Raw genomic sequence first — 23,592 nt, 5'->3', positions numbered from 1 at the left:
GCGGAGTGGGTGCTTCAGCGATTTTGCTGTGTGCCGCGCAGTTTGTCGATCAGGCCGTTCAACTCGTCCAGGGAGGCGAACTGAATTGACAGCTCCCCTTGTTCGCCGCGCTTGGTGCGCTTTTTCACCCGCACTTCAACGACTGCGGCGAGCAGGTCCGACAACTCTTCTTCCAGGCGCAGAACATCACGGCTCTTGTCGCTCTTGACGCGCAGCAGCGGGGTCTGGCGGCCGGCGCCTTGGCGCGAGACCAGCTTTTCGGCTTCGCGCACGCTGAGCTTTTTAGCGGCAATCTCGGTGGCGCAGGTGATCTGGTGCGCACCGTCCAGCGGCAGCAGGGCGCGGGCGTGGCCCATGTCGATGTCTCCGGCCATCAGCATGTTCTGTACCGGCTCCACCAACTGCAGCAGACGCAAGAGATTGCTGGCGGCGCTGCGCGAGCGGCCCACGGCCTGGGCAGCGAGTTCATGGGTGAGCCCGAACTCTTCGGTCAGGCGCTTCAGGCCTTGCGCCTCTTCCAGCGGGTTGAGGTCTTCGCGCTGGATGTTCTCGATCAAGGCCATGGCCGCCGCAGCTTCGTCCGGCACGGCTTTGACCAGCACCGGCACTTCGCGCAGACCGGCCAGCTTGGCGGCGCGGAAGCGGCGCTCACCGGCGATGATCTCGAAGCGGATCGCGCCGTCCGGCGTGATCGGGCGCACCAAGATCGGCTGCATGATGCCTTGCGCCTTGATGCTCTCGGCCAGCTCGTACAGCGAGCCTTCGTCCATGCGGGTGCGCGGCTGGTATTTGCCGGCCTGCATTTGTTCCAGCCTCAGTGTGCTGGGTTCACCGTCGCGGGTGGTGGCGGGTGTTTCGCTGACTTTGGGGCCAAGCAAGGCTTCCAGGCCCATGCCAAGGCCTTTGGGTTTTTTTGTGACCATAGCGGTGGATTGTCTCTTACTCGCTGCGCAGGCGCGCCAACAGGTCTTGCAGCAAGACCTGACCCTCGGGCCAGTCGCCAAGGTTTGAGGCGGTGTTGAGGTGGCCGTGCGGGCCGGCCAGCACCAGTTCGGCGCCCCAGTCGGCCGCCATCTGCGCGGCGCGTTCAGGCGCGCAAAAGGGATCGTCGCTGCTGACCACGGCAATGCTGGGGAAGGGCAGGCGTGTGCGACGTATCGGGCGCCAGTTGTGCAGCTGCGGCGGCATGTCAGCGCGCTCGGTGTCGGGCGGCGCCACCAACAGGGCGGCGCCCACCAGGGCGCGGTGTTGCGAATGCTCGGCCCAGCTGGCCACTAACTGGCAGCCCAGGCTGTGCGCCACCAGCACGGCCGGGGTTTGCTGCAGGCGGGCGTCGTTCAGCAGCACTTCGTCCAGGCGCGCCATCCAGTCGCCGCGGCGCGGCCAGTCCCAGTCGCTTTGCTCGATGCGGATATGGCCTTCAAGCTCGTGTTCCCAGCGGCTTTGCCAATGCGCGGGGTCGGAGTTGAGCCAGCCGGGAAGGAGGTAAACAGGCGTGGGTTTCATGGCTAGGCTTTATGCTTCGGGTTGGATTCAATTGGCGCCGATTGTGCGGGAGAAGTAGCAATGACTTTCAAGGTGTTTGTGGACGGGCAAGAGGGCACGACGGGCCTGCGTATCAACGAGTATTTGGCGGCCCGCAGCGATGTGGAAGTGCTGCGCATTGACGCTGACAAGCGCAAGGACGCGGCCGAGCGCGCGCGCCTTTTGAACGCCTCGGATGTGTCGTTCCTGTGTCTGCCCGACGCGGCTTCACGTGAAGCCGCTGCCATGATCACCAATCCCAACACCTGCTTGATCGACGCCAGCACCGCGCATCGCACGGTCGCGGGCTGGGCTTTTGGTCTGCCCGAGTTGGCAGCCGGTCAGCGCGACAAGATTCGCCAAGCCAAGCGCATTGCCAACCCCGGCTGCCATGCCAGCGCCTTCATTCTGGCCTTGCGCCCGCTGGTGGATGCTCAGTTGCTGAGCGCCGACGCGCTGGTGTCGGCCACCTCCATCACCGGCTACTCGGGCGGCGGCAAGTCCATGATTGCCGAGTACGAGGCAGGCGGCAATGCCAAGCTGCACTCGCCGCGCCCCTACGCCTTGGGTCTGGCGCACAAGCATCTGCCCGAGATGATGGCGCACACGGGTCTGCGCACGGCGCCCGTTTTCATGCCCATCGTCGGCAACTTCTACAAGGGCCTGGCCGTGACCGTGCCCCTGCACTTGAGCCAGCTGCGTGCCGGCACCACGCCCGAGCAGGTGCGCGAAGCCTTGGCTGCGCATTACGAAGGCGAGCGTTTCATCCGCGTGCTGCCGCTGCGCGATGCAGACACCTTGGCCGAAGGCTTCTTCGACGTGCAGGCCTGCAACGACACCAACCGGGTTGATCTGTGCGTGTTCGGTAGCGACACGCAAATCCTGGTGATGGCCCGCTTGGACAATCTGGGCAAGGGCGCCAGCGGCGCTGCCGTGCAGGCCATGAATGTGCACCTGGGCTTGGACGAAGGCCTGGGTCTTTGATGATGATGAGCGAGCGGGCCTGGCTGCGTGACGCAGCGGTGCCCGACGCGGATCGGGCGGCCATCCGCGACGCCGTGATCCTGCATGGCCGCCAGCAAGCCCAGGGCAGCGATGAGCAAGACATCGCCTGCGCCCTTTACGAGGGTGGCGTCTTGCTGGCCGGCGCCTACGGCCGCACCGAGTTCCAGCGCCTTTACGTGAGCTATCTGTGGGTGCGCCCGGATGCACGCGGCCAGGGTCTGGGCAGCGAGCTACTGCGCCAGATCGAGGCCCAGGCCTTGAAGCGGGGCTGTGTCGACGCGCTGATCGAAACCCTGCTGGACGATGTGGCCGAGCTGTATGAGCGCAGGGGCTATGCCTGCATCGCTCATCTGCATGATTTTGTGCCGGGCTTCACTCGCCATACCTTGCTGAAGTGTTGGGCGTCGCGCGCCTGAGCTGGTGAGTTGCTGAGCTTGCCGGCTCAGTCGACCACGCCATGTGGGCTGCGGTAGTGGTAGCGGTAAGCGAACTCAAAACCGAGTCGGGCGTAGAGGCGCTGGGCCACCGGGTTGTCTGAGCCGACCTGCAGATAGGCTTCCCGCGCACCCTGGCTTTGGGCTTGCGCCAGCAGGGCAGTGCAGAGCGTTTGGCCATGACCCTTGCCACGGTATTCCTCTGGCGTGAAAACGTCGTAAATCCCCGTTATTTGCCCTTCCTGCGCCAGTTGGCCGCAGGCCAGCAATTGACTGGCGGCACTTTGCAGCACAAAGCCTTGATAGGGCACGCTGGAGGCCGCCATGCGTTCGGCATGGGCGGCAATGGCGCGCGCTGAGGAGCCGCGCAGGGCGCCGACGATCTCGGCATATCGGCTGTTTTCAACGGCGAGCAAGACCTGACCCTGGGGCAGGGCCGGCGGGCTGGCAAAGGCCTGCAGATCGGCCAGCACCATCACATCGGCGGCATCGAAAGCAGGCCAGCCTTTGGCGGCCAGTTGCGCATCCAGATCGGCCGGTTGGCTGAATGGGGTGAGGCGCACGATCAGGGGCAGGCCGGCTTTGTCAAAGCTGCTTTGGCAGCGGGCCAGCAAATCGTCCAGCGGTAGCTGGCCGGCGGCCAGGGCATTGATGCAGCGGGAGCGCTTGGCCTTGCCGGGGGAGAGGCGGATCAGCCAGCCTTCGACCTCACCTTGTTGCGGGGGCGCGCTGGCGTTCAGGCCAGCGGTTTCGGCGCGGTGGGCGAGGGCTGGGTCCACCATTCACATGGTCTCGATGCGGCGCACCATCTCGCGTGCGAACTCGACAAAGGCTTGCGCGCCTTTGGAGCTGGGGTCGAACACCACGCCGGGCAGGCCGTAGCTGGGGGCTTCGGCCAGGCGCACATTGCGTGGGATCACGGTGTCGAAGACCTTGTCGCCGAAGTGGCCCTTGAGCTGGTCGCTGACCTGGTTCTGCAAGGTGATGCGGGGGTCGAACATGACGCGCAGCAAGCCGATGATTTGCAGGTCGGCGTTCAGGTTGGCGTGCACCTGCTTGATGGTGTTGACCAGATCGGACAAGCCTTCCAGCGCAAAGTACTCGCACTGCATGGGCACGATCACGCCGTTGGCGCAGCACAGGCCGTTGAGGGTGAGCATGGACAGCGAGGGCGGGCAGTCGATCAGGATGAAGTCGTAGTCCTGGTCGGCGGCGGCCAGCGCGGCTTTCAGGCGGCGCTCTCGGCGCTCTAGCGTCACCAGTTCCACCTCGGCACCGGCCAGCTCACGGTTGGCGCCCAGCACGTGGTAACCGGCTTTTTCGCTGACTTGCTTGGCCTCGGCCACAGTGGAGGATTCCAGCAGCACGTCGTAGACGCTCAGCTCCATGGCGCGCTTGTCGATGCCCGAACCCATGGTGGCATTGCCCTGCGGGTCCAGGTCCACGACCAAGACGCGTTGGCCGACCTTGGCCAAGCCGGCGGCCAGATTCACGGTCGTGGTGGTTTTGCCGACTCCGCCTTTTTGATTGGCAACGCAGAAAATTTTGGCCATGGATTCTATTTTTGGGTGGTGCGGAATATTAGCGGCTGTTTGATCGATTGCTAAAGGCTTGGCTGCTTCGCCGGCCTCTTGCACATCAAAAAGTCAGGCTTTGGGGCGAATCCAGATCAGGCAGCGCTGGGCGTCCAGGCCTGGGACCTGCAGTTGTTCCACGTGAAACACATCCAGGTCCGCGCTCAGCTCGGCCAATTCCTCGGTCGGGTGTTGGCCCTTCATCGCCAGCCAGATGGCATCAGGCTTGAGGTGTTGGCGGGTGAGGGTGGTGAAGTCCAGCAGCGAAGCAAAGGCGCGGGAGGTGATCAGGTCGAAGGCGGGTGCCTTCAATTGCTCCACGCGGGAATGCTCGCCATGCAGATTGGGCAGGCGCAGCTCGGCGGCCACTTGCTTGATGAAGCTGGCCTTCTTGGCCACGGCGTCCACACAAGTCACGTCGATGCTGGGCTCGCAAATGGCAACCACCACGCCGGGTAAGCCACCACCGCTGCCCACATCCATCAGGCGCAAAGGCTGGCCGGCGGCATCGCGGCGCAGCACCGAATCATTGGAATACCGGCGCAGGGCCGGTAAGAGGCTCAGGCTATCCACCAGATGCTGGGTCAGCATGGCCTGGGGGTCGCGCACGGCGGTCAGGTTGTAGACCTTGTTCCACTTGGCAATCATGTCCAGATAGGCCAGCAGCTGGTCGAGCTGAGACTCGCTGAGATTGAGCTTCAGCGTTTCGGCGGCAGCGGCCAGTGGGGCGCGCAGAGGATTGGATGTCGTCATAAGGATGTCAGGCGGCTGTTTCGGTAAAGCCCGCGAAGCGCTTTTTCTTCAGGTAGACCAGCAGCAGGGAAATGGTGGCCGGCGTGACGCCGGAGATGCGAGAGGCCTGACCCAAGGTTTCGGGCTGGTGCTTGCCCAGCTTCTGGCGTGCCTCGAAGGAGAGGGCGGTGACCTGGGAATAGTCCAGCTCAGGCGGCAGGCGCAGGTTCTCGTAGTGCGAGGCACGGGCCACGTCTTCGGTCTGCTTGTTGATGTAGCCGGCGTATTTGACGGTGGTTTCGATCTGCTCGATCACCGCGTCGGCCATGGTCTTGCCCAAATCGGCATTCAGTGTTTCACGTGAAACAGCAGACTCCGGGCGGGCAATTGCAGCCACCTCAGCTACTGTGTCGTAGACCACGCCGGGCCGGCGCAGCAGATCGATCAGGTTGTACTCACGCTCCAGCGCTTTGCCGACCAGGCGCTCCGCATCGGTGGCGGGCAGGATGTTGGGGTGCACCCAGGTGGATTTGAGCTTTTCTGTTTCACGTGAAACAGCGTCGCGCTTGCGGTTGAAGGACGCCCAGCGGGCATCGTCCACCAAGCCCAGTTCGCGGCCCATTTCGGTCAGGCGCATATCGGCGTTGTCTTCGCGCAGCTGCAGGCGGAACTCGGCCCGGCTGGTGAACATGCGATAGGGCTCGGTCACGCCCTTGGTGATCAGGTCGTCTACCAACACGCCCAGATAGGCTTGGTCGCGGCCGGGCAACCAGCTGTCGCGACCTTGCACTTGCAGGGCTGCATTAAGGCCGGCGAACAGACCTTGGGCGGCGGCTTCTTCGTAGCCGGTCGTGCCGTTGATCTGCCCGGCGAAGAACAAGCCGCGGATGGCGCGGGTTTCGAAAGAGGACTTCAGCTCACGCGGGTCGAAGTAGTCGTACTCGATGGCATAGCCGGGGCGCAGGATGTGGGCGTTCTCCAGGCCGGGAATAGAGCGCACGGCGGCCAGTTGGATGTCGAAGGGCAGGGAGGTGGAAATGCCGTTGGGGTAGTACTCGTGGGTCGTCAGGCCCTCGGGTTCCAGAAAGATCTGGTGGCTGTCCTTGTCGGCAAAGCGGTTCACCTTGTCTTCGATGCTGGGGCAATAGCGCGGGCCCACGCCTTCGATGACGCCGGTGAACATGGGGCTGCGGTCAAAGCCGGAGCGGATGATTTCGTGCGTGCGGGCCGAGGTGTGGGTGATCCAGCAGGGCACTTGGCGCGGATGCTGATCGGCCGAGCCCATGAAGCTGAACACCGGCAGCGGGTTCAGGTCGCCGCCTTGCTCTTCGCACTTAGAGAAGTCGATGCTGCGGCCGTCGATGCGCGGCGGTGTGCCGGTCTTCAGGCGGCCTTGCGGCAGCTTCAATTCTTTCAGCCGAGCCGAGAGACTGATGGCCGGCGGATCACCGGCGCGGCCGGCTTGGTAGTTTTCCAGGCCGACGTGGATGCGGCCGTCGAGAAAAGTGCCGGCGGTCAGCACCACCGTGCGGGCGCGGAACTGCAAACCCATTTGCGTGACGGCGCCAACGACGCGTTCGCTCACGCCGTCCGACTCCACCATCAAATCGTCCACCGCTTGCTGGAACAGCCACAGATTGGGTTGGTTCTCCAGGCGGTGGCGGATGGCGGCTTTGTACAAAACCCGGTCGGCTTGGGCGCGGGTGGCGCGCACGGCCGGACCCTTGGAGCCGTTGAGGATGCGGAACTGGATGCCGCTTTCGTCGGTGGCTGCGGCCATCGCACCGCCCAGGGCGTCCACCTCTTTGACCAGATGGCCTTTGCCGATGCCACCGATCGAGGGGTTGCAGCTCATCTGCCCCAGGGTCTCGATGTTGTGGGTCAACAGCAGCGTGGCGCAGCCCATGCGGGCGGCAGCCAGGGCAGCCTCGGTGCCGGCATGTCCGCCGCCGACGACGATGACGTCGAATTCCTTGGGGTAAAGCATGGGAGTGGTGTGTGCAGCTTCGGTTGAGGCCCAGATGCGATGATCCCGGTGATGTGCTCGGTGGCGGATGGCGTTTTGCCAGATACCAGGCCGAATCAGCGGCGCAAGAAATGCTGCGCGGGCAAACCCCGAATTTTACGGGGAGGGTGTGGATAAGTCACCGTCTGCGGGCCAGGCCGCACGGGCATTTCGGGCTTGCGTCGACAATATCGCCATGAAATGTCGAGAACACTGCGCCGCTTGCTGCATCGCCCCGTCGATCAGCTCCCCCATCCCGGGCATGCCGGTGATAGCTGGGGTGTCCAAACCCGCCGGCGTGCGCTGCATTCAGCTGGACGAACAAGACCGCTGCAAGATCTTCGGTCAGCCCGAGCGGCCTGCCGTGTGCGGCTCTTTGCAGCCGGAGGAATTGATGTGCGGTGAAAACCGCGAACAAGCGATGCGCTGGCTGGGCTGGATGGAGCAGCAAACGGCACCCGCCACCTTGCCGCTGCCCGACAGCCCAAACGCCAACACCAAGATCAAGCGCTGAGCGGCGCTGCTGGTGCCGCTGGCGCCGCTGGGCTGCGGCGGCTCATGGCTTGGCGCAGGGCGCGCAGGCGAGGGTGCTCCCAGTACTTGTCGAAAAAGTGGTGCATCACGGTGTTCACCAAGGGCTCGATAAAAGTCACCGCTCCAGCTACCGCCACATTGCCCGTCAGTGTGAAAGTGACGCCGAAAGAGGTGCCGAGGTGCAGCACACCAAAGGTCGCGGTTTTGGCCATGGTGAAAACTCCTGACGCTATTGCATTTGATCTATGAATAGCTAAATGCTAACGGCCGAGGAGCGCTGCGTCCATTTGACTCTGCTGATGGCGGCGATAGCCGCGGCTGCACTTCAGCTTGCCGCCATTGCTCAAACCAACAAAACCGACGTTCTGCCGGTGATTTACTGTGTGCGGATTTGATCCCCCGCCCAGTGGCAGCAACAAGGCGGCGCACGCGGGCGGGGTATTTATAGGCTTGGCCTGAACTCAGGCGCTGCTCTTCTCTTGAGCGCTTGATGGGGCGCAATCGCAGGAAGTCAGATCCCGTGGTGCTGAGGATCCTCCTGATGCGTCGGCTCCGGCAGGTCCACCAGAAGGGCATCGTGCAGGCCTTCACCGTGTACGGTGTCCGGGCTGGTGTGGCTGTCATCAGCGTGGTGGAAGGCCCCGATGAGTTGCTCCGTTGGTGGCAAATGGGCAGGCTCATGCGACAGCGCACTCAGATCCAGGCCTGCCGCGAGCAGATAGTCGTGGACCGGTGAGCCCGCCAAATGCTGCGCGTCATTGCTGGCGGCGCCATGGCCAGCATCAACGCCCACCTCATGGATGGGTGCGGCAAAGTGCAGATAGGCGTCCAGCGCCGATGGGCTTGGGGGCAAAGCGGCGGTGGCCGGTTCCGCAAGGCTTGGCGGATGGGCGGCTGTGTCGGGCAACCCTGGGTGCGTGCCGCCACTGTGGCCATCCGTCAAACTGTGGGCAGGCGCTGCACCGAGGAGGACCGAGCTGGCGAGGTCAAAGTCCTGCGCGTCCGGGGCGTCGCTGAGTTCAGCGATGGGCGGCGCAGCAGCCACCGGTGGTGCTGGCGGCAGCGGAGCAGGGATGGCCAGCTCGCCCAGCGAGTATTCACCCACCCAGCCGTTGAAGCCGATGCCGCCCACATTGACGTGGAGGTTGTGCATATCGCCGGCGTTATGCAGCCAGACGTGGGTGCTGCTCATGCCGCTGTCGTTGTTGACGATGATGCTGTGCCCTTGCGCATGCCAGAGCATCAAATCGGCCATGGGCACGGTGGCGGCCCAGTCGGCGGTCACTGGCCCGTAGCTCTGCACCACATGCCCGGCGGCATCGACGATCTGCACATGCGAGCCGCTTATGGCCAGCTCCACATTCGCCATGGGCGCGCGGTCTCCGTGCTCCAGCGCATCGGCAATCGCCTGGTACTGGTAGCCGCCGGCACGCACGGCGGCCAGGATGTTGGCGTAAGCATCGTGCCCCTGCGCCGCCACCGGCTGCTGAACGGGTGGCTGATAGATCGGCGGCTGTTGCACCGCCACCGGGCCGCTGATCTGCACATCAATGTTGTGAGTCGTGCCGTCCAGACTGTGCACGCTCAGTTGGTCCGTCAGACTGGAATGCGGCAGCAACTGCTGCACAAACGAATCGCTGCTATTGAGCTGATACTGCCAATGACCCTGGGCATCAATCGACAGACTGCCGAAACTGCCCGCAAGCCGACCGGCCTGGAAGCCCGCCTGCCCGGCATCGGCATCGCTGATCTGCAACTGGCCATCGGCCTGCATTTGCGCGCCTACCTGCACATGGCCGGTATCGACACCGCTGATCACCGCGCCGTCGTCACGGCCGCTGATGTGCAGAGTGAGGAACTGCGCCGCATGAGCGCCGCTGGCGTCGCTGACGAGCACGGGAATGGAGATATCGCGCTGCTGCCCAGCGCCAAGGCTTTGGTAGTCGGCATGCCCCGGGTCGAAGGCATAACTGCCGTCGGCATTCAGGCTGAAGCCGCTGACCTGGGCACTGGTGCTGAACTGCAGGTGCTCGCCGTGGTCGGCATCGCTGGCCTGTAACTGTCCGTGCAGGACGCTGCCGTCTTCGGTTACGGACTGGCTCTGCGCTTGCAAGACCGGCGCGTCGTTGGCACCGTTGATGAGCACGGTGACGACATGGCTGCTGCCATCCACGCTGCGCACGGTGATGCTGTCGCTCAGGCTTTCACCGTCCTTCAGTGCCTGGACGGCGGCGCTGTGGTTGTCCAGCGTGTAAGTCCAGTCGCCGCTGGTCGTCAGCGTGAAGCTGCCGTGCGCCGCCGCCTGTTGCTGCGCGGTGAAGCTGGCTTGGCCGCTGTCCACATCCGTGACGCTGAGCTTGCCGGAGGCGCTGAGGACGCCGTCTTCGCTGACCGTGCCGCTGTCGGTGCCGGTGATCACCGCTGCATCGTTGCTGCCGCTGAGCGTCACGGTGATCTGGTGCGTGGTGCCGTCAGCACTGCTGACGGTCAACGTGTCCGTCACCGTCTCGCCCGCCTTGAGCTGCTGGACTTCCGGCTTGCTGTTGTCAACGCTGTAGCTCCAGGCGCCGCTGGCATCCAGACTGAAATGCCCCAGCCCGGCGCTGCCCGCTACATCGCTCTGGGCGAGGAAATGATCCTGTCCGACATTGCTGTCCGTGATGTTGAGCTGGCCTGAGGCCTGCAGCTGTCCAGCTTGCACAGCCTGGTCTTCGCTCAGCGAGGCAGTATCAGCACCGGTAATCACCGCCGCTGAAGCGTTGTCGCCAAACAATTGCACCGTGATGGTGTGTGCAGTGCCATCGGCGCTATGCACCGTAAAGGTTTCGCTCAGTTGCTGACCGGCGACGAGCTGGCTGAGCGCCGGCGCGTGCCCATCGGCCTGGTAATGCCAGCTGCCTTGGGCGTCGATGCTGAACTTGCCATAGTGCCCCTGGGCATCGCGCTGGACGGCGAAGTGGGCTTGGCCGCCGTCGGCGTCCAGCACCGTGAGGTGCCCTTGCGTTTGCAGCAAAGCGTCGCCGTCGGCCAACACGCTGCCGCTGTCGGCGCCGCCGAGCTGGGCGGCCGTGTTGCTGTGCGTCGCGGCACCGGCATTCGGATGCGGGATGCCGTTGATGGGCAGGCCGCCTATCGGGCGCTTGTCTGGCTGGTAGCTGTAGGCGCCATTGAAGTTCAGCAACATCTCGTTGCTCGCATCGTGGAAGTAGTAGTTGGCGTTGCCGCCAACACTGCCTTGCAGCACCAGCATGGCGCCCGGATGGGCCTTGAGCTGGTCGGCCAACTCGTTCATCGGCACGTAGTAGCCGAAGAACTTGCTGTACCTATCAAAGGTGTGCAGCACATGGCCGGCAGCATCGACCACGGTGGGCTTGCCGTCGTACACATTCATGACCACATCACGCAAGCCGTTCGAGTCACCTGCGGCCACCCGTTCGGCGATCACGTGATAGCCGCGCGTGTCCCCGCCGCTCTGGGCCATCAGGTTTCGGGCGATCTCCGGCCAAAGATCGGGCTTTTCGTCGGCGCCATTGACCGTGATGCTCAGGGTGTGCGCCGTGCCGTCCACACTCTTGACCACAAAGGTCTCGAGCGCGGTTTGGCCCTTGTTCAGCGCGTTCAGCGCCGCGCTGTTGTTGTCGGCTGCGTAGGTCCATTGCCCGTCAGCTTCTAGCGACAGATGCCCGTACTGGCCGGCCACCTGGTGCAGCGAGCTGAAGGCGGCTTGGCCGGCATTGGGATCCTGCACGGTGAGCTTGCCATGGGCTTGGATCATCCCGGCGCCGGTGACATGGGCATCCTCGGTCACGCTGCCGGTATCGACCCCGGCAATGACTGCGTTCTCTGCCGTGCCGAAGATGCTCAGGCTGATGGTGTGCTCGGTACCGTCCACGCTGCGCACGGTGACGGTCTCGCTCAGCTCGGCCGGCACCGGCGGCGTGTGCCAGCTCAGCGCCAGGTGCTGGGCGGCGCTGGCCGGGTCGCTCAGATCCGCCGCTGCACTCAGGGGCAGGGGATGCAAATCTCCCGCATCACCCCTGTCATGCACAAAGACCTGCACATCGCTCTGATTGCCCTGCAGATGCAGCTCGTAGCCCTTGCCCTGGTGCAGCCAGCTCAGCAACTCGTCCACGCCAATATTGGCGCGGCCGTTCGCGTCCATGGCATAGACCACCGGCGTGGTGCCAGCCGGGCCGCTGAGTACGATGGCCGCGCCTTGGATGCTCAGATCGAGCACACCGGCAGCAGCGCCTGGTTGCTGTTGCGTGAGCGCTTCGGCCACGGCCTTGAAACCGGCTTCATTCGACTGGGCCAGCGCCTGCGCGAGAACCTGCGACACATCGGCGGTCTCGCCGGGCGTGCCACCAGGCTGGAGACCTTGGACGGCCGCACTACTGTTGTCGACCGTGTAAGTCCAGTGGCCATCGGCCGCCAGGCTGAAATGGCCGTACTGGGTGGCCACATCGTTCTGCGCCACAAAGGCGGCTTCCCCGGCGTCGACGTCGCTCACCGTGAGCAAGCCCTTGGCCACGATATTGCCGGTCGCCGTGACGTGATGATCCTCGACGACCGTGCCGCTGTCGGCGCCGGCAATCACCGCGCCATCGTTCTGGCCGTGGATGGTGACATTCACCTCATGCGCGGTGCCGTCCTCGCTGTGCACCGTGATGGTGTCGACCAGGGTCTGGCCATCGCCCAGCTCTTGCACTTCGGGGCGGCTGTTGTCGAGTTGGTAAATCCAGTCGCCGTTGACGTCGATGCTGAAGCGGCCGTAGTGCGTGGCGGTGCCGGTTTGCGGCTGCATGGCGGACTGCTGCGCGTCGGCATCTTTGACTTCGATGAAGCCTGTGACCAGCAGGCCGCTGTCCTCCAGCGCCTGGCCGCCGTCGAACAGCAAGGGAGCTATCGCCGGCGGCATGAACGCAGAGCCCTGCACGGCAGCACCACCGCTGGCCGCGGCCGCGTCGTGCATGACCGGATAGAGGGTCGCGATTTGTTGTTCCGGGTGAAGCACAAAATCCGTGTACGGATAGCGGCCCGAGAGCATGCCGGGGTTGCCATTGTTGTAGGCGTAGACACCCACTTCACTGGCTTTTGCGTCGGTGAACACCACCTGATAACCGGCGCCCTTGGCGTGCCAGGCGATCATTTCGCTGATCGGGACTTCGGTCAGGGTGCCGCCATGGGGAGCAAAGGCCTTCGCGACGCTGCCATCGGGCGAAATGAAGGAAACGCCCGCGTTCTTGATGACGACCAGGGCCCGCTCGAATGGGTAGGTGTCGGCACCAGCCAGCATCATGCTGGCAAGGTATTTGAAGTTTTGATGGGTCCGCGTCCCCAAGACTTGGGCGATCTGGGCGTAGACGTCGTCCGAGCGCGTCGGGCCGGCATGGGGCACGAAGGCCGGGGCATCGTCCTGGCCCTGGATGGTCACGGTGATGGTCTGCGCGGTGCCATCGGCACTGTGCACCGTGAAGCTGTCGGTCAGGTGCTCGCCGGTCTTGAGCTGCTGGATCGCCGCGAGCTTGTTGTCTGCTTCGTACAGCCAGAAGCCGGTCTGATCGATGGTGTAGTGGCCGTACTTGGCGACCACCGCGTTTTGCGGAACAAACTGGGCCTGGCCCGCATCCGGGTCATTGATGCTGAGCTTGCCAAAGTGCTCCAGATTGCCCTGGGAATTGACTTGCTGGTCTTCCGTCACTGTAGCGGCGGTGTCGCCGCCGATCACCGCCGCATGGCTGACAGGTGCGCCGCTGAGATGCAGGGTGAGGTCCGCCGCGCTGGCGCTTTGATGATTGCTGCCTTCTTCGGCACGGGCGCTCACTTGAATGCTGGTATCGCCCTGGAAGCCATGCGGCGCGCGCAGGGCCAGCGCCTCCTGGTTCCAGCCTGTGGTCTCGATCACCTGCCCGGCAGTGGCGACCGTGACGCTGTGCGTGCCGTCCGTCAACGTGAAGCCCACCGGCAGGCCATGGATGGTGTAGCTCAGGGTCTCGCTGCCATCGGTGTCCGCCAGTTGGTAGCCGAGGTAGGGCTTGAGCAGTATGTCCTGATCGATCAGCGTCAGGTGGTCGGGGGTACCGATCTGGATGTTGTCGAAGAGGGCGCGCGCCTCACCTTGCCCCGTGGCGCGGAACTCCAGGCGCGAGTTGCCGCCGGTGGCCACCAGATCGTAGGCATGGTGCTGCATGGCGTAGGTTCCGGCGGTTGGGCTGATGGTGTCGACCACCTTGCCTTCCCACAAGACCTCGACAGGCGTCATCGCAAAGCCTGGGCGGGCCGAGAGATCAAAGCCCACATGCACCTTCTGACCGGCCTGGGTGGCCAGGTCGCGGAAGATGTTGTTGCTCCAGCTCGCGGTCAGGCTGAGGATCTGGTTGTTGCCGCTGCCGCCGTAGAGCCGCTCCTGGCCGATTTCGACACCGCTGGCTTCAGAGCTGTGCCAGCCCAGCGAGGTCGGGTCGGACAACTTCCAGCCGCCCGCCCCCACATCGATGCTGTTGAAATCGGTGGCGATCGAGGGCCCGCCGTCGCGCACCGGTGCATCCGCCACCGGCGTGATGGCCAGCGGCAAGGTGCTCGTGATGGCTTGCGCGCCGCCGCTGACCGTCAGCGTGAAGGGCACGGCATCGGCCGACACATTGGCCGCCGGCGTGAAGGTCCAGCGGCCATCGGCATCATGGCTGAACTGGCCGAAGGCCGGGTCCACCTGGATGCCGCTGATGGCATAGCTCTGCCCGGCCGGGGCCTGCAGGCCGGCCAGGGCCAGCAGCTTGTCTTCGCTGAAGTGCTGCGGCGTGTCTTCGGCCACGGCCAAGCGCTCGAAGGCCACGCGCAGCGGCTGCTCAACCGGCGTGGACCATTGCTGGGTGGCAGTCTCTAGCGCGTAGGCCGAGACCTTCAGGGTGAGTTCACCGGCAAAGTCCGTGGGCGCGCGCAGCACCAGGGCGTCCTGGTCCCAGCCCTTGGTCTCAACAAACTGGCCAGCCGTTCCGATCGTGACGCTGTGCGTGCCGTCCGTCAGCGTGAAGCCCACAGGCAGGTCACGGACCACGAAGCTCAGCGCCTCGCTGCCGTCGGTATCGACTAGCTGGGCCATGCCGGTCAGGCCCAGACGCAAATCGTGGTTGACCAGGGCGAGTTGCGGCGGCGGGCTGAGCTCAAGATTGTCAAGAATGGCGCGGGCATCGCCCGAGCCCGTGGCCCGCAGCTCCAGCCGCGAATTGCCGCCGCTGGCCAGCAACTCGTAGCTGTGGTGCTGCAAATTGAAGCTGGCATCGGTCGGCGTGAGGGTGTCGATGACCTTGCCTTCCCACACCACCTCCAGCGCCGCCGCCGCGAAGCCGGGTCGCGCACTCAGGTCGAAGCCGAATTGCAGGCGCTGGCCCGCCGTGGTCGGGATCTCGCGGTACAGGGCATTGGACGAGCCGGCGGTCAGATCGACCACCTGGTTGTTGGAGTCGTGGCCTTGGTAGATGGTTGTCAGCCCGACCTCCACGCCCCCGGCTTTGCCGGACTGCCAGCCCTCGCTGCTGGGGTCCAGCATGGCCCAGCCAGCGCCGCCGACGCTGGTCTTGTCGAAGCCAGCCGTCTGCGCCGCGTTGGTGTGGAAGAGGGGCGTGTCGGCCACCGGCGTGATGTCCAGCTGGGCATGGGCTTCGCGGCTGACGGTACCGTCCGTCACGCTGAACTGCAGGTCCACATCCTGGCCGCTGAAGTTGGCGGCCGGGGTAAAGGTGAAGCCGTGGCTGGCATCGCCGGTGAACGTGCCGTGGGCACTGCTCAGCGAGCCGGCCATGATGTGCAGGCTGCTGCCGTCGTCTACATCGCTGGCGCCCGCGGCTTGCAGCAGTTCAGCCTCGGTGAACAGGCGTGGTGCGTCTTCATTGATGGCGCCCAGGTCGGCCGCGGTGGCCGCCGTGGCGTGCGTGACCAGCGGGCCGTCATCGCTGCCGGTGACGGTGATGGTCAGGTTCTGGGTGCTGCTCAGGCCAGTGCTGTCGGTCACCGTGACGGGGATCACCAAGTCCTGCGTCTGGCCAGCTGCCAGGTGTTGGTAGCTGGCGTGGCCGGGGTCGAAGCTGTAGCCGCCGTCGGCATTGAGCGTGAAGCCATCGACCGCGTTGGCGGTGCTGAAGGTCTGCGTGTCGCCCGCGTCCGCATCGGTGGCTGACAGATGACCCGTCAGCTGCGTGCCGTCTTCCGTGACCGCCTGGGTCTGGGCGCTCAGCACCGGCGCATCGTTCGTGCCCCTGACCGTGATGGTCACGGTGTGGGTCGTGCCATCGGTGTGGCTGATGGTGACCGAGTCGGTGGCCGTCTCGCCCGTCTTCAAGGCTTGAACCGCCGCCTTTCTCTCGTCCAGCGAGTAGATCCAGGCGCCGTCAGCGATCATCGAAAACTCGCCGAACGTGGTGAGTTGCGTCAGCGGCACAAACTCCGCGGCCGCGCCGGTGCCAACCAGATGCCCGCTGGTAGTTGACGCCAGGTCTTCCTGCACCACGCCCACATCCACGCCGCTGATGACGACGGCATCGGCGGTGCCGGTCACCGTGATCGTTAGGTTCTGCGTGCTGGTCAGGCCGGCGCTGTCGGTGACCGTGACGGGGATCACCACGTCCTGTGTTTGGCCTGCCGCCAGATGCTGGTAGCTGGCGTGTCCCGGGTCAAAGCTGTAACTGCCGTCGGCATTGAGCGTGAAGCCGTCCACCGTGGCCGTGGTGCTGAAGGCCAGGGTGTCGCCAGCGTCAGGGTCGGATGCCAGCACATGGCCCATGAACACGGCTGCGTCTTCGGTCACGGCCTGCGTTTGCGCAGCGAGCACCGGCGCGTCATTCACCGGCGTGATGCTCAGTTGCAGCGAACTGCTGATCGGCTGCGCGCCGCCGCTCACCGTCAGCGTGAACGGCACTTGGTCGGCATTGACGTTGGCCGCCGGGGTGAAGGTCCAGCTGCCGTCGGCGTTGTGGCTGAACTGGCCGAAGGCTGCATCCACCTGCACATCACTCAGGCTCAAATGCGCGCCTGCTCCCGGCATTGCGCCAGCCAGCGCCAGCAACTTGCTTTCGCTCAGCGTCAGCGGCGTGTCTTCCGCCGTGCCAAGCTTCTCGAAGCTCAGGCGCAGCGGCTGCTCGGCGGAGCTGGCGCTCTGGTGGGTGGCGCCTTCTTCGCTGCGGCCGACGACTCTGAGGTCCAGCGTCCCGGCAAAGTCCTTGGGCGCCTGCAAGCTCAGGGCATCCTGTTGCCAGCCCTTCGTATCGATCACCTGATCGGCGGCCGAGACCGTGATGCTGTGGCTGCCGTCGCGCAGCGTGAAGCCGACTGGCAAGCCCTTGATCAGATAGCTGAAGGCTTCGCTGCCATCGGTATCGACCTGTGCCACATAACGACCGAGGCCCAGTTGCATGTCGTGATTGACCAGCGACTCCAGCTGCGGATGGTTGACGACCTCGATGTGGTCGATCAGCGCGCGATGTTGACCATCCTGGGCCTGTGCCCGCAGCTCGATCCGCGCGTTGGGTCCTGTGGCCGTCAGCGCGTACTCATGGTGCTGCAGGGCATAGGCCTGGTTGTCGGGGGTCAGCGTGTCAATGACCTTGCCCTCGAACAGCACCTCGATGATCGCCGGGGGCCGTCCCGGGCGGCCGGTCATGTCAAAACTGAAGCGCAAGGTCTGACCGGCCTGGGTGTCCAGAGTCCGGTAGAAGTTCATCGGTGAGTCGGCGATGCCCGCCAACTCCAGGATGCGGTGGTCGTCGGCGCCGCCATAGCGGCTGGCCGTGCCGATGTACACGCCCTGGTGGTTGTCGGTGTGCCAGCCCACCGGGCTCGGGTCGAAGTAGGCCCAGCCCTCGCTGCTGACGTGTTGGCTGGCGATGTCGGGCTGGATGGGCTGCCAGGCTATGACCGGCGCATCGACCACCGGCGTGATGGTGAGCGGCAGGCTGGCCGTGATTGGCTGTGCGCCGCCTGTGACCGTCAGCGTGAGCGGCACCTGATCGGCCGACAGATTGGCGGCAGGCGTGAAGGTCCAGCCGCCATCGGCATCATGGGTGATGTGACCGAAGGCCGGGTCCACCTGCACATCATCCAATGTGTAAGTCTGCCCATTGGGGACACTGATGCCTGCAAGTTGCATCAGCTGGGACGCGGTGAAGGTCTTGGGCGTGTCCTCCGCAGTGCTTGCGTTTTCAAAGCTCAAGGATAGGGTCATGTCCGCCGAAGTCGCCGTCTGGTGATTGGCCGTCTCTTCTGCGCGGGCGCTGACCTGAATCGCCAGTTGCCCGGCATAGTCCTGCGGCGCGCGCACGATCAGCGCGCCCTGATTCCAGCCGGTCGTCTCGATCACCTCACCGGCTGTAGCGACCGTGGCGCTGTGCGTGCCATCGGTCAGCGTGAAACCGGCCGGCAAGCCCTTGACGATATAGCTCAGCGTCTCGCTGCCATCGGTGTCGGCCAGATGCAGCTCGTGCGTCAGGTTCAGATGCAAGCCATGGTTGACCTGCGCCAGCAGCGGGTCAACCGGCGCACCGATGTCGATGTTGTCGATGATGGCGCGGCCGTCGCCCCCACCGGTGGCGCGCAGTTCGAGGCGCGAATTGGTCCCGGTGGCGAGCAGATCATAGGCATGGTGCACCAGGGCAAAACCGCTGGCCGGCGTGATGGTGTCGATGACCTTGCCTTCCCACACCACCTCCAGCGTCGCGACGCTGCTGCCCCCGCGTGCCGAGAGGTCAAAGCCGAAGTGCAGGGTCTGGCCCGCCGTGGTGGGCAGTTCACGGTAGATGTTTTTGCCCGCGCCGGCATTCAGTTCGACGATCTGGTTGCTGCTGGAGCCGCCATAGAGCCTGTCCTGACCGACCTGAATGCCCTTGGCATAGTCCGTGTGCCAGCCCGTGCCAGCCCCATCCACATAGGCCCAGCCGTCGCTGCCCACGGCGACACTGTTGAAATCCGTCGAGATGGCCTGCCCGCTGCCGCCGGTGCTCGCCTCGTGCACCGGTGCATCCACCACCGGGGTGATGTTCAAGGGCAAGGTGGCCGTGATCGTCTGGGCACCGCCCGTGACCGTCAGGGTGAGCGGCACCTGATCCGCCGAGACATTAGCCGCCGGGGTAAAGGTCCAGCCGCCGTTGGCGTCATGGCTGACGTGGCCGAAGGCCGGGTCCACCTGCAAATCGCTCAGCACATAGGTTTGTCCGGCGGGCGCACGGATGCCGGCCAATTGCAGCAATTCGGATTCGGTGAAGGACTTGGGCGTGTCTTCGGCGGTGCTCAGGTTCTCGAAGCTGAGGCGCACCTCCATATCGGCCGAGGTCGCCGTCTGGTGGTTGGCAGTTTCTTCGGCGCGCGCGGAAACCTGAAGGTTCAGCTGGCCCTGGAAGTCTTGCGGCGGGCGTACCACGATGGCGTCCTGCGCCCAGCCCGCCGTCTCGATAAGCTGACCGGCGGTGCCAACCGTCACGCTGTGCGTGCCATCGGTCAGCGTGAAGCCGACCGGCAGGCCCTTGACGATATAGGTCAGCGTCTCGCTGCCGTCGGTATCGGCAAGGTACAGGTGGTGCGTCAGGTCCAACAGCAGATCATGGTTCGCCAGACCCAACTGCGGCGGGCCGCTGATCTCCAGGTTGTCGATGACCGCACGCTGGTCCGCCGTGTCGCCGACCACGCGCAATTCGATGCGCGAATTGCTGCCCGTGGCAAGCAGGTCATACGCATGGTGGTGCATCGCATAGCCGTCACCGGTCGGGGTGATGGTGTCGATCACCTTGCCTTCCCACAGCACCTCGACCGGCCCAATGGCCCATTTGTCGCGGCGCGAAATGTCGAAGCTGAAGTGCAGTTGCTGCCCCGGCTGCGTGGCGAGATCGCGGTAGAGATTGGCGTCCTTGTAGCCGCTGGCACCTTGGGAGATCAGCTCCACCACCTGGTTGCCGGCCTGAGTGCCGCCGAACAGGGTTTCCTTACCCAGCTCGACGCCGTGAGCGCCACTGCTGTGCCAGCCGAACTGAGCGGGATCGACGAACTGGCTACCGCTGGAATCAATGACCCGCACACCTTCGAAGTCGGATGCGTCGACTGTTCCTGCCGGTATGTCCACAACCGGCTTGTCCACCACCGGGGTGATGTTCAAAGGCAAGGTGGCCGTGATCGGCTGAGCACCGCCTGTGACCGTGAGCGTGAGCGGTACCTGATCCGCCGAGACATTGGCCGCCGGGGTAAAGGTCCAGCAGCCGTTGGCGTCATGGCTGACGTGGCCGAAGGCGGGGTCCACCTGTACATCGCTCAGCGCATAGGTCTGTCCGGCAGGCGCGCGGATAGCCGCCAATTGCAGCAATTCGGATTCGCTGAAGGTTCGCGGCGTGTCTTCCGCCGTCACCAAGCGCTCGAAGCTCAGGCGCATCGACTGATCCGTCGACAGCGCGGTCTCGTGCGTGGCGCCTTCTTCGGTGCGGGCGTTGACCGTGAAGTCCAGTTGGCCCTCGAAGTCCTTGGGTGCCTGCAAGGTCAGGGCATCCAACTGCCAGCCCTGCATGTCGATCACCTGCCCGGCCGCGCTGACCGTGACGCTATGGCTGCCATCACAGAGGGTGGCGCCCACCGGCAAGTCCTTGATCAGGTAACTGATGCTTTCGCTGCCGTCGGTGTCGGCCAACTGGAAGGCCTGACCGACATCCAGATGCACCGCATGGTTGACCAGCCCCACCACTGGCGGCGGATTGATCGCGATGTTGTCGATGATGGCGTGGCCATCGCCCCCGCCAGTGGCGCGCAATTCGAGGCGCGAATTGGCCACGGTGGCGACCAGATCATAGGCATAGTGCACCAGGCCAAAGGCGCTGCCCGGTGTGATGGTGTCGATCACTTTGCCTTCCCACACCACCTCCAGCGGCGCGACGGTGCTGCCCCCGCGTGCCGACAGGTCAAAGCCGAAGTGCAGGGCCTGACCCGCCGTGGTGGTCAAGTCACGATAGATGTTCTTGCCGCCGTTCGCCGTCAATTCGACGATCTGGTTGGTGCTGCTGCTGCCGCCATAAAGCTTGTCCTGCCCCACCTCGATGCCCTTGGCATAGTCGGTGTGCCAGCCCATGCCGGTCCCATCCACAAAGGCCCAGCCACTGCTGTCGACGCTTTGATGATCGAAATCAGAGTGCACATTCAGCCCGCCGACCGGCGCATCCACCACCGGCGTGATGGCCAAGGACAGCGAGGCCGTCATCGGCTGGGCGCCGCCGGTGGCGGTCAGGGTGATGGGCACCTGATCGGCCGACACGTTCGCCGCCGGCGTGAAGGTCCAGCTGCCGTCGCTGTTTTGGCTGAAGTGGCCGAAGGCCGCATCCACCTGCACATCGCTGAGGCTCAGGTGCTGACCAGGCGGCGCCACTAGGCCGGCCAGCTTCAGTAGCTCGTCACTGCTGAAATTCTTCGGCGTGTCTTCGGCCACGGTCAGCGCATCGTTCGATTCGAAGCTCAGCCGCATCGGCAGCAGCGGGGAATCAGCGGTCTGCTGGTTGCCGGCCTCCTCGCTGCGGGCCGTGACCTGGATGTCCACGGAGCCGGTGTAATCGTGCGGCGCCTGCACCCGCAGGGCATCCTGTTGCCAGCCCCGGGTGTCGATCTCCTGGTCGGTCTGGCCCACGGTGACGCTGTGCGTGCCATCGGTCAGCGTGAAGCCGACCGGCAGGCCCTTGATCAGGTAGTGCAGGCTCTCGCTGCCGTCGCTGTCGGTCAGGCGGAACTCACTGCCGAGCTGCAGCTGCAGGTCGTGATTGGTGACGGCCTCGCGATCCGAGCGGATGTCGTCGAACCGAAGGTTGACGTTGTCGAGCCGGACCATGCGACCAATGGAGTAGTGGTCGCCGCCTGTCCTGAACTCCAGTCGGGAATTGGGGCCCGTTGCCACCAGATCCAGTTCGGTATGGGTTGACTCCCAGTAGGCAAATTTCGGATCGATGTCTGCGACTACCTTGCCTTCCCATAGCACCTGCAGGGAAACGGAAGAATATTTGGTTGACATGACATCGAATGACAGATGCACACGCTGTCCGGCAAAGGTGTCGAGGTCCTGATGGAGGGCATCGAAATCCCCCTTCGTAAACACGACATCCTGCCCGCCCACAGGGCTTCCACCCTGCAAGGAGAGGGTGCTGCCCGCGTTGGGTTGCCAGCCGGCCGCGCCGGCCGCATCTTCAAAGTTGCTGCTCAGCGGCTTGCCGGCCAGACGGTCCGGGGCATCAGCCACCGGCGTGATGTCCAGCTGGCCATGCGCTTCGCGGCTGACCGTGCCATCGCTGACGCTGAACTGCAGGTCCACATCCTGGCCGCTGTAGTTGGCGGCCGGGGTGAAGGTGAAGCCGTGCGCGGCATCGCCGGTGAAGGTGCCATGCGCCGACGTCAGCGAACCCGCCACGATATGCAGCTGGGCGCCGTCATCCACATCGCTGGCGCCCACCGCCTGCAGCAGCTCGGCTTCGGTGAACACGCGCGGCGTGTCCTCGTTGATCGCGCCCAGGTCCGCCGCTGTAGCCGCGGTACCGTGGGTCACCAGCGGGCCATCGTTGCTGCCGGTGAGGGTAATCGTGAGATTCTGGGTGCTGGTCGCGCCAGCACTGTCGGTCACGGTGATCGGGATGATCACATCCTGCGTCTGCCCTGCTGCGATGTGCTGATAGCTGGCATGGCCGGGGTCGAAGCGGTAGCTGCCGTCGGCGTTGAGCGTGAAGCCGTCGATGGCATTGGCGAGGCTGAATGTTTGCGTGTCGCTGGCATCGGCATCGGTGGCGACCATGTGGCCGCTCAGCAGCGCGCCGTCTTCGGTGACTGCCTGGCTTTGTGCTGTCAGCACCGGGGCGTCGTTGCTGCCCCGGATCGTCACGGTGATCGTGTGCGTCGTGCCATCGGGACTGCTCACGCTCACCGTATCCGTCAGCGACTCGCCGGCCTTCAGCGCTTGAACAGCCGCTTGCGCGGTGCCGGCCGTGTAGAGCCACTGGCCGGATGCGTTGATGCTGAAGTGGCCCAGGCCACGGCTGCCGGCCACGGCGGTTTGCACGGCGAAGCGCGCTTCGCCGTCGTCGATGTCGCTGACTTGCAGTTGGCCGCTGGCTTGAAGCAGGCCGTTTTGCAGGGCGCTGTCCTCGGTGACGGCGGCCTGGTCTACGCCCGAGATCACAGCGGCATCATTGCGGCCGGTCAGGGTGATGGAGATGGTCTGGTGCACCACGGCGCCAGCGTCGTCGGTCACGGTGACGGGGATGTCCAGGCGCAAGACCTGGCCTTGGCGCAGGTCTTGGTGGGCCGGGTCGGCGGGGTTGAAGCGGTAGGTGCCGTCGCTGTCCAGCGTGAAGCCGGCCACCGGGTGGTCGAGCTGGAAGTGCGCTTGGTCGCCACGGTCACGGTCGCTCACGCGCAGCTGGCCGTGCAGCAGCGCGCCGTCTTCGATGGCCGTCTGCGCGGCGGCCGTGACCACCGGGGCGTCGTTGCTGCCGTGCACGATGACGCGCACGGCGTGTGAGGTGCCGTCCAGGCTGCGAACCACGAAGTGCTCCACGGCCTGTGCGCCTTCGGCCAGGGCCTGCACGCGGGTGCTGCTGTTGTCGACCTCGTAGGTCCAGGCGCCGTCTGCGTCGATGCTGAAGCGGCCGAAGTGCCCCACCACGCCGGTCTGTACGACGAAGGCGGACTGTGATGCGTCGGCGTCGGTGACGCCCAGATGGCCCTGGGCTCGCAGCAGGCCACCCACCGGGTTCAGGTCCTCGACCACGTCGCCGTGATCCTTGCCCTG

General features: G+C 64.8%; 12 protein-coding genes (1 of these 12 running past the window's edge). 4 read left to right on the top strand and 8 right to left on the bottom strand.

Translation table 11 applies throughout. The annotated features are described in order from the left end of the window. Positions 1–14 precede the first annotated feature (14 nt). Both AABB87_RS00145 and AABB87_RS00140 read right to left on the bottom strand, forming a co-directional pair. Positions 15–923 (bottom strand): ParB/RepB/Spo0J family partition protein, encoded by a 909-nt coding sequence (locus AABB87_RS00145; protein WP_058721374.1) that lies wholly within the window; start codon positions 921–923, stop codon positions 15–17. Positions 924–939: 16 nt separating this feature from the next. Continuing rightward, positions 940–1,506, bottom strand: a complete 567-nt coding sequence (locus AABB87_RS00140) for an RBBP9/YdeN family alpha/beta hydrolase (protein WP_341969051.1) — start codon at positions 1,504–1,506, stop codon at positions 940–942. Positions 1,507–1,566: 60 nt separating this feature from the next. On the opposite strand from AABB87_RS00140, the gene argC reads away from it, so the two are divergent. Both argC and AABB87_RS00130 read left to right on the top strand, forming a co-directional pair. Further along, entirely contained in the window at positions 1,567–2,508 is a 942-nt protein-coding gene (gene argC, locus AABB87_RS00135; RefSeq protein ID WP_341969049.1) for an N-acetyl-gamma-glutamyl-phosphate reductase, read from the top strand. Beyond that, the gene (locus AABB87_RS00130; RefSeq protein WP_341969048.1) at positions 2,508–2,945 is read left to right on the top strand and encodes a GNAT family N-acetyltransferase; all 438 of its coding nucleotides are present in this window, start codon (positions 2,508–2,510) and stop codon (positions 2,943–2,945) included. The genes argC and AABB87_RS00130 overlap by 1 nt, the downstream gene beginning before the upstream one ends. 26 nt (positions 2,946–2,971) lie before the next feature. On the opposite strand, the gene AABB87_RS00125 is transcribed toward AABB87_RS00130, so the two are convergent. The 4 genes from AABB87_RS00125 to mnmG form a co-directional block, all read right to left on the bottom strand. Next, positions 2,972–3,745, bottom strand: coding sequence for a GNAT family N-acetyltransferase (locus AABB87_RS00125; protein ID WP_341969047.1), 774 nt, complete (start codon positions 3,743–3,745; stop codon positions 2,972–2,974). After that, the gene (locus tag AABB87_RS00120) at positions 3,746–4,516 is read right to left on the bottom strand and encodes a ParA family protein (RefSeq protein ID WP_058721378.1); all 771 of its coding nucleotides are present in this window, start codon (positions 4,514–4,516) and stop codon (positions 3,746–3,748) included. A gap of 93 nt (positions 4,517–4,609) precedes the next feature. After that, the gene (rsmG, locus tag AABB87_RS00115; protein WP_445944823.1) at positions 4,610–5,296 is read right to left on the bottom strand and encodes a 16S rRNA (guanine(527)-N(7))-methyltransferase RsmG; all 687 of its coding nucleotides are present in this window, start codon (positions 5,294–5,296) and stop codon (positions 4,610–4,612) included. Between the two features lies 1 nt (position 5,297). After that, entirely contained in the window at positions 5,298–7,256 is a 1,959-nt protein-coding gene (gene mnmG, locus AABB87_RS00110) for a tRNA uridine-5-carboxymethylaminomethyl(34) synthesis enzyme MnmG (protein WP_341969043.1), read from the bottom strand. Positions 7,257–7,470: 214 nt separating this feature from the next. On the opposite strand from mnmG, the gene AABB87_RS00105 reads away from it, so the two are divergent. Beyond that, positions 7,471–7,788 (top strand): YkgJ family cysteine cluster protein, encoded by a 318-nt coding sequence (locus tag AABB87_RS00105; protein ID WP_058721381.1) that lies wholly within the window; start codon positions 7,471–7,473, stop codon positions 7,786–7,788. On the opposite strand, the gene AABB87_RS00100 is transcribed toward AABB87_RS00105, so the two are convergent. Then, positions 7,778–8,020 (bottom strand): DUF2061 domain-containing protein, encoded by a 243-nt coding sequence (locus AABB87_RS00100; RefSeq protein WP_341969042.1) that lies wholly within the window; start codon positions 8,018–8,020, stop codon positions 7,778–7,780. The genes AABB87_RS00105 and AABB87_RS00100 overlap by 11 nt on opposite strands. A 45-nt stretch (positions 8,021–8,065) precedes the next feature. Here AABB87_RS00100 and AABB87_RS00095 point away from each other — a divergent pair, with 45 nt between their 5' ends. After that, positions 8,066–8,203: a hypothetical protein gene (locus tag AABB87_RS00095; RefSeq protein ID WP_341969041.1), complete on the top strand. Its 138-nt coding sequence runs from the start codon at positions 8,066–8,068 to the stop codon at positions 8,201–8,203. A gap of 116 nt (positions 8,204–8,319) precedes the next feature. On the opposite strand, the gene AABB87_RS00090 is transcribed toward AABB87_RS00095, so the two are convergent. Next, positions 8,320–23,592 carry the 3' portion of a VCBS domain-containing protein gene (locus AABB87_RS00090; protein WP_341969039.1) on the bottom strand. The gene runs 13,350 nt beyond the window's last position, so 15,273 of the gene's 28,623 nt are visible here — the last part of the coding sequence; the start codon falls outside the window, past its right edge; it ends in the stop codon at positions 8,320–8,322.

It is taken from the genome of Roseateles sp. PN1 (assembly GCF_038419725.1).
In the GTDB taxonomy this organism is placed as follows: Bacteria; Pseudomonadota; Gammaproteobacteria; order Burkholderiales; family Burkholderiaceae_C; genus Paucibacter_A.
The sequence above is the reverse complement of the archived record's forward strand: the minus strand, read 5'-3'. Positions and strand labels throughout refer to the sequence as shown.

What these genes read in the sequence shown, in the direction of transcription:
- AABB87_RS00145 (WP_058721374.1), bottom strand. Translation starts at nt 923, where the DNA reads ATGGTCACAAAAAAACCCAAAGGCCTTGGCATGGGCCTGGAAGCCTTG.
- AABB87_RS00140 (WP_341969051.1), bottom strand. Translation starts at nt 1,506, where the DNA reads ATGAAACCCACGCCTGTTTACCTCCTTCCCGGCTGGCTCAACTCCGAC.
- argC (WP_341969049.1), top strand. Translation starts at nt 1,567, where the DNA reads ATGACTTTCAAGGTGTTTGTGGACGGGCAAGAGGGCACGACGGGCCTG.
- AABB87_RS00130 (WP_341969048.1), top strand. Translation starts at nt 2,508, where the DNA reads ATGATGATGAGCGAGCGGGCCTGGCTGCGTGACGCAGCGGTGCCCGAC.
- AABB87_RS00125 (WP_341969047.1), bottom strand. Translation starts at nt 3,745, where the DNA reads ATGGTGGACCCAGCCCTCGCCCACCGCGCCGAAACCGCTGGCCTGAAC.
- AABB87_RS00120 (WP_058721378.1), bottom strand. Translation starts at nt 4,516, where the DNA reads ATGGCCAAAATTTTCTGCGTTGCCAATCAAAAAGGCGGAGTCGGCAAA.
- mnmG (WP_341969043.1), bottom strand. Translation starts at nt 7,256, where the DNA reads ATGCTTTACCCCAAGGAATTCGACGTCATCGTCGTCGGCGGCGGACAT.
- AABB87_RS00105 (WP_058721381.1), top strand. Translation starts at nt 7,471, where the DNA reads ATGAAATGTCGAGAACACTGCGCCGCTTGCTGCATCGCCCCGTCGATC.
- AABB87_RS00100 (WP_341969042.1), bottom strand. Translation starts at nt 8,020, where the DNA reads ATGGCCAAAACCGCGACCTTTGGTGTGCTGCACCTCGGCACCTCTTTC.
- AABB87_RS00095 (WP_341969041.1), top strand. Translation starts at nt 8,066, where the DNA reads ATGCTAACGGCCGAGGAGCGCTGCGTCCATTTGACTCTGCTGATGGCG.